General features: G+C 66.8%; 14 protein-coding genes, 3 tRNA genes and 1 pseudogene. 3 read left to right on the top strand and 15 right to left on the bottom strand.

What is annotated here, in order from left to right; translation table 11 throughout:
* Positions 1-4: 4 nt before the first annotated feature.
* The 12 genes and pseudogenes from AC1DMS_RS22290 to trpE all read right to left on the bottom strand — a co-directional run bounded on the left by AC1DMS_RS22290 (position 5) and on the right by trpE (position 8339).
* Positions 5-1022: pseudogene (locus tag AC1DMS_RS22290) on the bottom strand (elongation factor Tu).
* 74 nt (positions 1023-1096) lie between these two features.
* Positions 1097-1171 (bottom strand) — tRNA-Thr (locus AC1DMS_RS22285).
* 41 nt (positions 1172-1212) lie between these two features.
* A tRNA-Gly gene (locus AC1DMS_RS22280) sits at positions 1213-1286 on the bottom strand.
* A 65-nt stretch (positions 1287-1351) separates the two neighbouring features.
* A tRNA-Tyr gene (locus AC1DMS_RS22275) sits at positions 1352-1437 on the bottom strand.
* Positions 1438-1529: 92 nt separating this feature from the next.
* Positions 1530-2249 carry a uracil-DNA glycosylase gene (locus AC1DMS_RS22270; protein ID WP_027730227.1) on the bottom strand — a complete coding sequence of 240 codons (720 nt, stop codon included), beginning with the start codon at positions 2247-2249 and terminating at the stop codon, positions 1530-1532.
* Positions 2246-3046 carry an indole-3-glycerol phosphate synthase TrpC gene (gene trpC / locus AC1DMS_RS22265; protein WP_278875526.1) on the bottom strand — a complete coding sequence of 267 codons (801 nt, stop codon included), beginning with the start codon at positions 3044-3046 and terminating at the stop codon, positions 2246-2248. The genes AC1DMS_RS22270 and trpC overlap by 4 nt, the downstream gene beginning before the upstream one ends.
* Before the next feature lie 29 nt (positions 3047-3075).
* Positions 3076-4101, bottom strand: coding sequence for an anthranilate phosphoribosyltransferase (trpD, locus tag AC1DMS_RS22260; RefSeq protein WP_278875528.1), 1026 nt, complete (start codon positions 4099-4101; stop codon positions 3076-3078).
* A 20-nt stretch (positions 4102-4121) separates the two neighbouring features.
* Complete coding sequence (locus tag AC1DMS_RS22255; RefSeq protein ID WP_278875531.1) at positions 4122-4781, bottom strand: LysE family translocator; 660 nt, start codon at positions 4779-4781, stop codon at positions 4122-4124.
* An 18-nt stretch (positions 4782-4799) separates the two neighbouring features.
* On the bottom strand, positions 4800-5858 hold the full coding sequence (gene ltaE / locus AC1DMS_RS22250) for a low-specificity L-threonine aldolase (protein WP_278875533.1): 1059 nt from the start codon (positions 5856-5858) through the stop codon (positions 4800-4802).
* An 8-nt stretch (positions 5859-5866) separates the two neighbouring features.
* The gene (locus AC1DMS_RS22245) at positions 5867-6451 is read right to left on the bottom strand and encodes an aminodeoxychorismate/anthranilate synthase component II (protein ID WP_278875536.1); all 585 of its coding nucleotides are present in this window, start codon (positions 6449-6451) and stop codon (positions 5867-5869) included.
* Positions 6448-6840: a GxxExxY protein gene (locus AC1DMS_RS22240; protein ID WP_436287230.1), complete on the bottom strand. Its 393-nt coding sequence runs from the start codon at positions 6838-6840 to the stop codon at positions 6448-6450. The genes AC1DMS_RS22245 and AC1DMS_RS22240 overlap by 4 nt, the downstream gene beginning before the upstream one ends.
* A complete protein-coding gene (gene trpE, locus AC1DMS_RS22235) occupies positions 6837-8339 on the bottom strand; it encodes an anthranilate synthase component I (protein ID WP_018904105.1) in 1503 nt (500 codons plus the stop codon). The genes AC1DMS_RS22240 and trpE overlap by 4 nt, the downstream gene beginning before the upstream one ends.
* Positions 8340-8667: 328 nt before the next feature.
* On the opposite strand from trpE, the gene AC1DMS_RS22230 reads away from it, so the two are divergent.
* Complete coding sequence (locus tag AC1DMS_RS22230; protein WP_436287229.1) at positions 8668-9270, top strand: chalcone isomerase family protein; 603 nt, start codon at positions 8668-8670, stop codon at positions 9268-9270.
* A gap of 12 nt (positions 9271-9282) precedes the next feature.
* Here AC1DMS_RS22230 and gph read toward each other — a convergent pair whose 3' ends face one another.
* From gph to AC1DMS_RS22215, 3 genes are all read right to left on the bottom strand, one after another.
* Positions 9283-10011, bottom strand: a complete 729-nt coding sequence (gene gph / locus AC1DMS_RS22225) for a phosphoglycolate phosphatase (RefSeq protein WP_436287227.1) — start codon at positions 10009-10011, stop codon at positions 9283-9285.
* A gap of 85 nt (positions 10012-10096) precedes the next feature.
* Complete coding sequence (locus tag AC1DMS_RS22220) at positions 10097-10582, bottom strand: ferritin-like domain-containing protein (RefSeq protein WP_018904102.1); 486 nt, start codon at positions 10580-10582, stop codon at positions 10097-10099.
* Between the two features lie 192 nt (positions 10583-10774).
* Positions 10775-10978, bottom strand: coding sequence for a hypothetical protein (locus tag AC1DMS_RS22215; RefSeq protein ID WP_049808446.1), 204 nt, complete (start codon positions 10976-10978; stop codon positions 10775-10777).
* A 255-nt stretch (positions 10979-11233) separates the two neighbouring features.
* Between AC1DMS_RS22215 and AC1DMS_RS22210 the strand changes: the two genes are divergently transcribed.
* Together AC1DMS_RS22210 and AC1DMS_RS22205 are read left to right on the top strand one after the other, a co-directional pair.
* The gene (locus AC1DMS_RS22210; protein ID WP_012745731.1) at positions 11234-11584 is read left to right on the top strand and encodes a hypothetical protein; all 351 of its coding nucleotides are present in this window, start codon (positions 11234-11236) and stop codon (positions 11582-11584) included.
* A gap of 21 nt (positions 11585-11605) precedes the next feature.
* The gene (locus tag AC1DMS_RS22205) at positions 11606-11833 is read left to right on the top strand and encodes a hypothetical protein (protein WP_012745730.1); all 228 of its coding nucleotides are present in this window, start codon (positions 11606-11608) and stop codon (positions 11831-11833) included.
* Position 11834 lies beyond the last annotated feature (1 nt).

Below are 11834 nucleotides of genomic sequence, written 5' to 3'. Positions count from 1 at the left end.
CGGCTTAGATGTCGAGGATCTTTGCCACGACGCCCGAACCCACGGTGCGGCCGCCTTCGCGGATGGCGAAGCGCAGGCCTTCTTCCATCGCGATCGGGTTGATCAGCTTCACGGTGATGCTGACGTTGTCGCCAGGCATGACCATTTCCTTGTCCTTGGGCAGCTCGATCGCGCCGGTCACGTCCGTCGTGCGGAAGTAGAACTGCGGACGGTAGTTGTTGAAGAACGGYGTGTGACGGCCACCTTCGTCCTTGGACAGCACGTACACCTCGGCGGTGAAGTGCGTGTGCGGCTTGATCGAGCCGGGCTTGCACAGCACCTGGCCGCGCTCGACTTCTTCGCGCTTGGTGCCGCGCAGCAGCACGCCGACGTTGTCGCCCGCCTGGCCCTGGTCCAGCAGCTTGCGGAACATTTCCACGCCGGTGCAGGTGGTCTTGACGGTCGGGCGGATGCCCACGATCTCGATTTCCTCGCCGACCTTGATCACGCCGCGCTCGACGGCGCCGGTCACCACGGTGCCGCGGCCGGAGATCGAGAACACGTCTTCCACRGGCATCAGGAAGGTGCCGTCCACGGCGCGCTCGGGCGTCGGGATGTAGGTGTCSAGSGCTTCGGCCAGCTTCATGATGGCTTCTTCRCCGAGCTTGCCCTTGTCGCCTTCCAGGGCGAGCTTGGCCGAGCCGTGGATGATGGGGGTGTCGTCGCCCGGGAATTCGTACTTGTCSAGCAGCTCGCGCACTTCCATTTCGACGAGCTCGAGCAGTTCGGCGTCGTCCACCATGTCGCACTTGTTCAGGAACACGATGATGTAGCCCACACCCACCTGGCGCGCCAGCAGGATGTGCTCGCGGGTCTGGGGCATGGGGCCGTCGGCGGCCGTCGTAGGCCTTGGCTTCGCCGCCGAACTTGGCCGACAGCACCGTGGCGATGGCCGCCGTCAGCGTGGTCTTGCCGTGGTCAACGTGACCGATCGTGCCCACGTTCACGTGCGGCTTGGTGCGGGTGAATTTACCTTTTGCCATTTTTCGACTCCGAAAAAAACGATTTCAACGTATGCAGATGGGTTGCAAACCTGCCGTTGCAACCCCCTAAAAACTGGTGCCCTTTGCGGGAATCGGACCCGCGACCTCTCCCTTACCAAGGGAGTGCTCTACCACTGAGCCAAAAGGGCTTTTGTCTAACCAATCGCTTTCCGGCGCCGAACCGGGTCTCTGGAGCGGGAGACGGGAATCGAACCCGCGTCATCAGCTTGGAAGGCTGGGGTTCTACCATTGAACTACTCCCGCATCGGGGGCACTTCAAGGCACCCAAAGCGCTAGATCCAATCGCTCTTAGAAACCAAATTCATCGCTGGTGGAGAGGGCTGGATTCGAACCAGCGTACTCGTTAGAGGGCAGATTTACAGTCTGCTGCCATTAACCACTCGGCCACCTCTCCGGCGAACCTCGAAATATAGCACGGTTTTGTGACTACGCAGAACTCAGCACCAAGAAGATGCGGGGAAACTGCCCGAGGCGAAACAGCCGGCATTATCCGTGAATTTCGCCGCCCGGCTGGTGCGCGAGCCGCCAGGCGCGCGCCTCGCCGAAGTGGCCGCAGCCGATGAACGGAACGGGCGGGCGCAAGGCCGAAAGCGGCGACGGATGATTCGACATCAGCACCTTATGGCGGCCAATGTCGATCAACGCACGCTTACTCTGGGCATGCGAACCCCAGAGCATAAAAACAACAGGTTTCTCGCCGTCCGATACATGGCGGATGACGGCATCGGTCAGCACCTCCCAGCCGCGGCCCGAATGGCTGGCCGGCTGCCCTTCCTCGACCGTGAGACAGGTGTTGAGCAGCAGCACGCCGTGGGTGGCCCACTTCACCAGGCTGCCGCCCGGGTTCGGGAATGGCGGCGGCGCCGTTCCCAGGTCGCGCTGGAGTTCCTTGAAGATGTTGCGCAGCGATGGCGGCAGCGCCACGCCGGGCGCCACCGAGAATGCGAGCCCTTCGGCCTGGCCGCGGCCGTGGTACGGGTCCTGGCCCAGGATGACGACGCGCACGTCCTCGGGCGGGGTCAGCTCCAGGGCCCGCAGCGGCTGCGGCGGGAAGATGACGGCGCCCGCATCGAGGCGCTCGCGCAGGAAACCGAGCAGCTTCTGGCCCACGATGCCGGCAAAGAAGCCGTCCACCAGCGGCCGCCAGCCCGGCGCGACGGGCCAGTCGGCCGGATCGCTGCTCGCCAGCTGATCGGGCCGGCTCATTTGAACAATGCGGCGAGCGCCTCGCCGGGTTCCTTGGCGCGCATGAAGGCCTCGCCGACCAGGAAGGCATGGACGCCGGCCGCGCGCAGGGTTGCGACGTCCTCGCGCGTGGCAATGCCCGATTCGGTGACGGCCAGCCGGTCGGCCGGCAGCCTGGGCAGCAGGTCGATGGTGGCCTGGATCGACACCTCGAAGTTGCGCAGGTTGCGGTTGTTCACGCCGATGAGCGGCGTCTTGAGCTTGAGCGCGCGCTCGAGTTCGGCCGCGTCGTGCACTTCGACCAGCACCGCCATGCCGAGGCCGCGCGCGATGGCCTCGTAGTCCTTCATCTGCGCGTCGTCGAGGCAGGCAGCGATCAACAGCACGGCATCGGCGCCCATCGCGCGCGATTCGTACACCTGGTAGGCGTCGACAATGAAATCCTTGCGCAGCACCGGCAGGTCGCACGAGGCGCGGGCCTGCTTGAGGTAGTCGACGCCGCCCTGGAAGAACTGCTTGTCGGTCAGCACGGAGAGGCAGGCCGCGCTGATTTCACCGTCGCCTTCGGCATAGCTCTGCGCGATGTCGGCTGGAATGAAGTCCTCGCGCAGCACGCCCTTGCTCGGGCTGGCCTTCTTGACCTCGGCGATCACCGCGGCGTGGCCGGCGGCGATCTTGGCGCGCAGCGCGCCCTCGAAATCGCGCGTCAGCACGCGGCTTTCAGCGTCGAAGCGCACGGCTTCGAGCGGGCTTCTCTTCTGCGCTGCAGCAATTTCCTGCCGCTTGACGGCCATGATCTTGTCGAGGATGTCGGACATTTTTCTGCGTTCCTGGCTGTTTTCCTGCTTCACGCGGCGGCCGTGGAGGCCTTGACCAACTCGGCCAGCTTGGCGCGCGCCGCGCCCGATGCCACGGCCTCGCGCGCACGCTCGATGCCCGCGGCCATCGACTCGGCCACGTTGGCGGCATACAGGGCCGCGCCGGCGTTGAGCAACACGATGTCGAGCGCCGGGCCGGCCTGATTGTCGAGCACGCCGAGCAGCATGGTCTTCGACTGTTCGGGCGTTTCCACGCGCAGCGCGCGGTTGCTCGACATCGCAAAGCCGAAGTCCTCGGGGTGCAGTTCGTATTCGCGGATCTCGCCGTCCTTGAGTTCGCCCACCATGGTGGCGGCGCCGAGCGAGATCTCGTCCATGCCGTCGCGGCCATACACCACCATCGCGTGCTCGGCGCCCAAGCGCTGCAGCGCGCGCACCTGGATGCCCACGAGGTCGGGATGGAACACGCCCATCAGGATGTTCGGCGCGCCGGCCGGATTGGTCAGCGGCCCGAGGATGTTGAAGATGGTCTTGATGCCGAGCTCCTTGCGCACGGGAGCGACGTTCTTCATGGCCGGATGGTGGTTGGGCGCGAACATGAAGCCGATGCCCACCTCTTCGATGGAACGCGCGATCTGCTCCGGCGGCAGGTTGATGTTGACGCCCAGCGACTCCAGCACGTCGGCGCTGCCCGATTTGCTCGACACGCTGCGCCCGCCGTGCTTGCTGACCTTGGCGCCCGCCGCGGCCGCGACGAACATCGAGCAGGTCGAGATGTTGAAGGTGTGCGAGCCGTCGCCGCCGGTGCCGACGATGTCGACCAGGTGCGTGGTGTCCTTCACGGGCACCTTGGTCGACACCTCGCGCATCACCTGCGCGGCCGCGGTGATCTCGCCGATGGTTTCCTTCTTGACGCGCAGCCCGGTGATCAGCGCCGCCATCATCACGGGCGAGCATTCGCCGCTCATGATGAGCCGCACGATGTGCAGCATCTCGTCGTGGAACACCTCGCGGTGCTCGATGGTGCGCTGGAGCGCTTCCTGGGGGGTGATCATGGGGAGTCTCCTCGGTGTTTTCAGGGGCCGACGCGGCCGGCCGGCGCGTCCGTGAATGCAAGCTTGAGGCCGAAGCCGATGAACAGCACGCCGGCCGCGCGGTCGAGCCAGTGCATGCCCTTCTGCACGGCGCTGCGGCGCGCCATCCAGCCGGCGAATGCGGCCCATCCCACGATGACGGGAATGGAATTGAAATTGAACAGCACGCCCAGCAGCACGAAGTACAGGCCCTTGTTGTCGGCGTCCGGTGCGATGAACTGCGGCACGAAGGCCAGGAAGAACAACGCGACCTTGGGGTTCAGCACATTGGTCCAGAAGCCGCCCAGGAAGATCTCCTTGAGCCCGCGCTCGCCCGATGCGGCCGCCGCCTGCTGCAGATCGGCCGGCGCCTTGGCGCGCGAGAACACCATGCGCACGCCCAGGTACAGCAGGTAGGCCGCGCCAACATACTTGAGCACCGTGAAGGCCGCCGCCGAGGTGGCCAGCAGCGTGCCGACGCCGACCGCCGCCGCAAAGATGTGGACGAAGCAGCCGGTGAGGATGCCGAAGCCGCCGACGATGCCCGCGCGCACGCCGGAGCGCAGCGAGTTGGCAATGATGTAGAGCACGTCGGGCCCCGGCGTGAGGTTCAGCAGCCAGCCGGCGGCGATGAAAGCGAGCAGATGCGGGAGATCGGGCATCGCACGGCTCCTTGGGGTTCAGGCGTTGAAGAAGCCGCGGATGGCCGCCACGGCGCGGTCGACGCCGGCCGCATCGACATCGAGGTGCGTCACGAAGCGCAGCCGATAGAGGCCGGTGGCAAGAATGCCCTGCCCGTTGAGGTTCGCGAGCAGTTCGGCCGAACGCGCCTGCGCTGCGCCCATGAGGTCGACGAACACGATGTTCGTGTGCGGCGCCTCGACCTTCAGGCCCTCGATGCCCTCGAGCCCCTCGGCCAGGCGACGGGCCAGGGCATGGTCGTCGGCGAGGCGGTCGATGTGGTGGTCGAGCGCATGCGAAGCGGCTGCAGCAAGCAAGCCCGCCTGCCGCATGCCGCCGCCCGCCATCTTGCGGATGCGGTGCGCCCGCGCGATGAACTCGCGCGAACCGACCAGCGCCGAGCCGATGGGTGCGCCCAGGCCCTTGCTGAAGCAGACCGACACGCTGTCGAAGCACTGCGCGATGCGGCGCGCTTCGGTGCGGACGTCGCCGTTCTTGTTCAGCGCGGCCTGCGCGGTGGCGGCATTGAAGAGCCGCGCGCCATCGAGGTGCCGCTGCAGCCCCCTGCTTTTCGCCAGGTCGGTTGCCGCCTGCACGTATTCGAAGGGCAGCAGCTTGCCGCCCAGCGTGTTCTCCAGTGCCAGGAGGCGTGTGCGCGCGAAGTGCGCGTCGTCGGGCTTGATGGCGGCTTCGATCTGCGCGAGCGGCAGCGTGCCGTCGGATGCGTGGTCGAGCGGCTGCGGCTGCACGCTGCCGAACACCGCGGCGCCGCCGCCTTCCCAGCGGTAGCAGTGCGCCTGCTGGCCGACGATGTACTCGTCGCCGCGCCCGCAGTGCGAAAGGATCGCGCACAGGTTGCTCTGCGTGCCCGTCGGCACCAGCAGTGCCGCCTCGAAGCCCAGCAGCGCGGCGATCTTTTCCTGCAGCGCGTTGACGCTCGGATCGGTGCCGAAGACGTCGTCGCCGAGCGGCGCCGCCATCATGGCCTCGCGCATCGCCGGGGTGGGCTGCGTGACGGTGTCGCTGCGCAGGTCGACGAGCAAGGAGCGGTCTGTCATGGCGGGTTTCAATCGAGAAAGTTCTTGAGCATCGCGTGGCCGTGCTCGGTGAGGATCGATTCGGGATGGAACTGCACGCCCTCGATGCGCACCTCATGCGCAAAGCCGGTGTGCCGCACGCCCATGATCTCGCCGTCGTCGGTCCAGGCGGTGATGGCCAGCACCTTCGGGCAGCTCTCGCGCTCGATCGAGAGCGAGTGGTAGCGGTTGACGGTGAACTTCTCGGGCAGCCCCGCGAACACGCCCTCTTGCGTGGTCGTGATCTCGCTGGTCTTGCCGTGCATGAGCTGCTGCGCGCGAATGATCTTGCCGCCAAAGGCCGCGCCGATGGCCTGGTGGCCCAGGCACACGCCAAGGATCGGCAGCTTGCCCGCGAACGCCTCGATGGCCGCCACCGAAACACCTGCTTCCGCCGGCGAGCAGGGACCCGGCGACACCACGAGCCGCGTGACGCCGGAGGCGATCAGTTCGCCGATCTGCGCCACGCTGATCTCGTCGTTGCGGTGCACCTGGACATCCGCACCCAGCTCGCCCAGGTACTGGACGATGTTGTAGGTGAAGGAATCGTAGTTGTCGATCATCAGCAGTTTCATGGCTTGCTCACAATCCGGTGCACGCCCTTGACGACGGGGAACACGTTGAAGTTGATCAGGAGGCCCAGCTTGAGGCCCGACAGGCGCAGTGCGGCCAGCACCTGCGCGCGGTGCAGGTCGGTCAGCACGTCGACCGCCTTGAGCTCGACGATGACCGACTGCTCGACCACGAAGCCCGCGCGGTACACCTCGCCGAGCGAGCGGCCCTTGTAGCTGGCCGAGAGCGCCACGTCGCGCGTGAAGCCGATCTCGCGCTCGGCGAGTTCGATGGCCAGCGCGGCGGCGTAGGCCTCCTCTCCAAGGCCCATGCCGAGCACGCGCTGCACCTCGACGGCGGCGCCGATGATCTCGTGCGAGAAATCGTTCTGGATGTCGGGTACGTTGCTCATTCCAGGCCTTCCTCGACCAGTTCGGCGGCACGCAGCAGTGCGCGCGCCTTGGCCTCTGTTTCTTTCCACTCCAGCTCGGGCACCGAGTCGGCCACCACGCCGGCCGCGGCCTGCACGTGCAGCATCTGGTCCTTCACGATGCCGGTTCGGATGGCAATCGCCACGTCCATGTCGCCGGCATAGCTGATGTAGCCGCAGGCGCCGCCATAGAGGCCGCGCTTGGTGGGTTCGAGCTGGTCGATGAGCTCCATCGCATGCACCTTGGGTGCGCCGGTGAGCGTGCCGGCCGGGAAGGTGGCCTTGAGCACGTCGATGGCGGTCATGCCGTCCTTCAGCGTGCCTTCGACGTTGCTCACGATGTGCATCACGTGGCTGTAGCGCTCCACCGCGAAGGCCTCGGTCACCTTCACGGTGCCGGTCTTGGCGATGCGGCCGATGTCGTTGCGTGCGAGGTCGATCAGCATCACGTGCTCGGCGCGCTCCTTGGGGTCGTTGATGAGTTCTTCCTCGGCCGCCTTGTCGAGCTCGATCGAGGCGCCGCGCGGGCGCGTGCCGGCCAGCGGGCGGATGGTGATCTTCTGCTCGCCGTCGCCCGTGTTCTCCTGGCGCACCAGGATCTCGGGCGAAGCCCCCACCACGTGGAAATCGCCCAGGTGGTAGTAGTACATGTAGGGCGAGGGGTTGAGCGAGCGCAGCGCGCGGTACAGCGACAGCGGCGACTCGGTGTAGCGCTTGCTGATGCGCTGGCCCACCTGCACCTGCATGAAGTCGCCGGCGGCGATCATGTCCTTGGCGCGTTCCACGGCCGCGAGGTAGTCGGCCTTGGCAAAGCTGCGCTCGGGCGGATGCGGCTGCGTGGGCTTCACGATGGGCGCGCTCACCGAGTACTTGAGCTTTTCCTTCAGCTCGCGCAGGCGGCGCTTGCCCGCCGCGTAGGCCTCGGGCTGCTTCGGGTCGGCATAGACGATCAGGTAGAGCTTGCCCGAGAGGTTGTCGATGACCGCCAGTTCCTCGCATTGCAGCAGCAGGACGTCGGGGCAGCCCAGCGCATCGGGCGGGCAGCTTTTTTCGAGCTTGCGTTCGATGTGGCGCACGGTGTCGTAGCCGAAGTAGCCCGCAAGGCCGCCGCAGAAACGCGGCAGGCCGGGCCGCAGCGCCACCTTGAAGCGCTTCTGGTATTCGGCGATGAAATCGAGCGGATTGCCCGCGGCCGTTTCGACGACCTGGCCGTCGGTCACCACTTCGGTGACGGCATCGGCGCCGAAGCCGCTCGCGCGCAGCAGCGTGCGCGCCGGCAGGCCGATGAAGCTGTAGCGCCCGAAGCGCTCGCCGCCCACCACCGATTCGAGCAGAAAGCTGTGCTTGCCGCCGCCTTGCGAATGGGCGAGCTTCAGATAGAGGGAAAGCGGCGTTTCGAGGTCGGCAAAGGCCTCGGCCATCAGCGGGATGCGGTTGTAGCCCTGGGCGCTGAGGCTCTTGAATTCAAGTTCGGTGATCACGGATTCGTTCTCCAGTTGCCGGCCGGCGCTTCTTGGCCGGTGGCAAGGTCATTCACTGGTGGCCCGGCGTCGAGAAAAAACGATCCGGTACCGCGGGCGCACGGCGTGCGCCGTGCAATCAAACAGTCAGCGATGTATGGCGACGCCAGGGCCAGGCTCCCCGGCTGCCTTCACCTGTTTGAATGATGTGATGAACGAACATGGAGCGTGGAGTTTAGCCCACGAAAACGCTGGCGGGTGCAACCGCCGCCTTCAGGGTTCGCCCGAGGGGCCGGCAGTAAAACGAAAAGATACATTCGAACGATCGTTCGCAAATCAAGGAAGCCTCGTGCCCGCTGCCCTTTCGCTCCCGACCCGGTTGTTCTCCCGACTGGCCGTGCTGGCCTGCGCCTGGTTCGCGCTCGGCGCCTCGGCCGCGCAGGTCGACGTGGCCGGCGTCAAGCTGAACGACACCCTCGACCTGCGCGGCAGCACCCTGCAGCTCAACGGCGCGGGGGTGCGCTACAAGGCCATCTTCAAGGTGTACGCGGCGGGCCTGTACGTGGAGAAGAAGGTCTCCACGCCCGAGGAGGCGCTGGCCGCGCCCGGGCCCAAGCGCGTGGCCATCACCATGCTGCGCGACATCGATGCCGACGAGCTCGGCAAGTTCTTCACCAAGGGCGTGGAAGAAAACTCGCCCAAGAGCGAAATGGTCAACCTCATTCCGGGGCTGCTGCGCATGGGCCGGATGTTCTCCGACCAGAAGCAGCTCAAGGCCGGCGACAGCTTCACCATCGACTGGCTGCCCGGCACGGGCACGCTGGTGACGGTGCGCGGCGTGCCGCAGCCCGATCCGGTGAAGGAGCCGGCGTTCTTCAACGCGCTGCTGCGCATCTGGCTCGGGCCGGCGCCGGCCGACTGGAAGCTCAAGGACGCGCTGCTCGGCAAGTAGCCGCGGCGCCGATCAGGAAGCGGTTCGGTCGATCTCCGCGAGCGAGTCGACGAAGCCATCGGCATCGACGCCGCGCACCGGCTCGCCGTGGTTGTAGCCGTAGGTGACCAGCACCACCGGGCATCCGGCGGCGCGCGCGGCCTTGGCGTCGTTGCTCGAGTCGCCGATCATCAGCGTGCGCGCGGGGGCGGTGCCCAGCGCTTCGCAGGTCTTCAGGAGCGGCAGCGGATCGGGCTTCTTGCGCGCGAAGGCATCGCCGCCGAACGCGAAGTCGAAGAAGCCGTCGAGCCCCTTGGCCGCCAGCAGCGGCTTGGCGAACGAGGTCGGCTTGTTGGTGAGGCAGGCCAGGCGCAGGCCGCGCGAGCGCAGCGCCTTCAATCCTTCGACCACGCCCGGGTACACCGCCGAGTGCTGTCCGTTGATGGCCAGGTAGTGGTGCTGGTAGCGTTCCCAGGCTTGATCGAAGAGCGCTTGTGCGCGCGCATGCGGCACCTCTGCGTCGGCGCTACCGGGCACCGCACCGCCCGACGACATCACATGCGCGAGTGCCGAAAGAATCAGGTGCTCCGATCCCTTGCCTACCATCTTCTCGATGGCGGCCGGTGCCACCGGCGGCAGCGAAAGGTCGCCCAGCATGTGGTTGAGCGACACCGCGAAATCGCCGAGGGTGTCGACCATGGTGCCGTCGAGATCGACGATGGCGGCATCGAAGCGCGCGAGGTCGTAGTGAATGGAGGTCAAGGACAAGGCCGCCGGAGTTGCAGGACGATGTCCATTTTGCCCCGTGCGGCCCTGCCGGGCGGCGCAGTCCCTTGCCCCTTGTGACTTACTTGCTCTTGCTGCGCATCTCGTCGCGCAGCCGCTTGATCTGGTCGTGGTTGCGCTTGGCGCCTTCGGACTGCTGCTGGATCACGGCGCGCACGTCGGCCGGCAAGTCCTCCTTCAGCGCCTTGCGGTAGCGCGCCACCGCGGCGTCTTCACCGCGCTCGCATTCCTCGAGCATGGAGAGCGCGCTGTTGGCGCCCACCGTGCCCTTCACGTGCACCCAGCCGCGGTGCATGGCACCGGTCGCCGTGCCGCCCTTGTCGGGCGAGCCGCCGAAACGCTGGATGAGCTGGACCAGTTCCGCTGCCGCCTTGGCGCATTCGGCCGAGCGGCTCTGGAAGACCTGCTTGAGCTGCGGCGAGTCGACCTCCTCGGCACAGGCGCGGAAGCCGTATTCGCCGTCGCGCGAGTTCTCCAGAAGATCGTTCAGCACCTTGACCACGTCCTCGGTGGTGGCGGTGTCCGCGGTGTTCGTGTAGTTGGCCATGTCATGACTCCTTCGTAGGCCTCGTCGAGATCGAGGCAGGTTGAGAATTGCCAGCGCCAGCTGCTGCACTGCGTGCGCTGGTTCCATGAAGAAATGGTGTTCGAGCGGAGAAGGACCGGTGTCGGTGCCGCCTGACGTCCGCTGTAAGCGTTCTTCGGGGTGGGCTGCCCCGATGCATTCACCGGCGGCTCATCATTCCTCGCGCAATGCCTTCTCGGGGCGGCCGGGCTGGCTGCCCGGCGAACTGCCGTGGTTGCCGCTTTCGCCGACCGCGGCATCGCCGGGGGTGGGCGGCTTTCTTTGCTCGGTGATGGCCGGGCCGTTGTTGGGGCCCATGGGCTCGCCGTTTTCAGCCGGCGTCCTGGCCTCGCGCTTCATGCTGCGCTCGGCGGGCACGGGCGGCCGTAGGCCGGTGCATTCGCTGATTCGGTGGATCGTTTTTGGGTCACGCTGTGGATTCCTTTGCTAGAAAGAAAATTCCACCGTGCGCCGCGCTGGCGGCGGCGCGCGTAGGAAAGCGGCGCGTCTTCGGCGCAAGCGAGTCGCGCGCAGGCCTGCCACCGGCGCGGGAATGCTGTCCCTGCCTACAAGCACGCGGCCAGGCTGCGCGAGAAAGGAGGCTTGCAGCTTCTTCTTTTCGAGGACTCCTCCATGCACGGCAAACCACTGCGCTTCTTCCAATGCGGCCTCGCGGCAGCCGCCATGGCCCTGGCCGCCATGGCCGCGGTCGCCCAGCCCACCGGCACGCCCAAGGGCACGCGCGCTCCGCCGATGAGCGATGCGGAAAAACCGCCGGCCACGCGCCCCGCGGACCAGCCCGCCGGCGCGACCGACCAGCGCCAGCTCGGCGCCGACCAGGGCCCGGCCAGCGCGCGCACGCAGACCTCGCGGCCGCCCTCGGCGGGTTCGCCCGGCGGCCTCGCACCCACGCGCGATGCCGATCCTTCCAAGGAGCAGCGCAGCGACGGCAGCCACCGCCACGCGCGCCCCGCGCCGCAATAGCAAGCAAGGCAGATCAAGACCATGACTTCCACCACGCAGATCGACGCCCGCATCGCAGGCGATGTGGCCTTTCGCGCCGGCGACGGCCCGCAGCTGAAGATCCCGAAGGGGAACTGCCAGATCATGATGGCCGACGACAGCGTCGTGCTCACCTGGACCGACCAGGGCCAGTCGCTGACCGCGGCCATTCCCAAGCTCGAATTCGACCGCTACATCCAGGACGGCGCGATCGTGCTGGGCCGGGGCTGAG

Source organism: Variovorax sp. 05T418 (assembly GCF_056396385.1).
This window is presented reverse-complemented; position numbering and strand designations above follow the sequence as displayed.

Coding starts and splice junctions, on each gene's coding strand:
- AC1DMS_RS22245 (WP_278875536.1), bottom strand. CDS start 6,451: ATGAAACTGCTGATGATCGACAACTACGATTCCTTCACCTACAACATC.
- AC1DMS_RS22210 (WP_012745731.1), top strand. CDS start 11,234: ATGCACGGCAAACCACTGCGCTTCTTCCAATGCGGCCTCGCGGCAGCC.
- ltaE (WP_278875533.1), bottom strand. CDS start 5,858: ATGACAGACCGCTCCTTGCTCGTCGACCTGCGCAGCGACACCGTCACG.
- AC1DMS_RS22205 (WP_012745730.1), top strand. CDS start 11,606: ATGACTTCCACCACGCAGATCGACGCCCGCATCGCAGGCGATGTGGCC.
- AC1DMS_RS22220 (WP_018904102.1), bottom strand. CDS start 10,582: ATGGCCAACTACACGAACACCGCGGACACCGCCACCACCGAGGACGTG.
- AC1DMS_RS22270 (WP_027730227.1), bottom strand. CDS start 2,249: ATGAGCCGGCCCGATCAGCTGGCGAGCAGCGATCCGGCCGACTGGCCC.
- trpC (WP_278875526.1), bottom strand. CDS start 3,046: ATGTCCGACATCCTCGACAAGATCATGGCCGTCAAGCGGCAGGAAATT.
- trpD (WP_278875528.1), bottom strand. CDS start 4,101: ATGATCACCCCCCAGGAAGCGCTCCAGCGCACCATCGAGCACCGCGAG.
- AC1DMS_RS22255 (WP_278875531.1), bottom strand. CDS start 4,781: ATGCCCGATCTCCCGCATCTGCTCGCTTTCATCGCCGCCGGCTGGCTG.
- AC1DMS_RS22240 (WP_436287230.1), bottom strand. CDS start 6,840: ATGAGCAACGTACCCGACATCCAGAACGATTTCTCGCACGAGATCATC.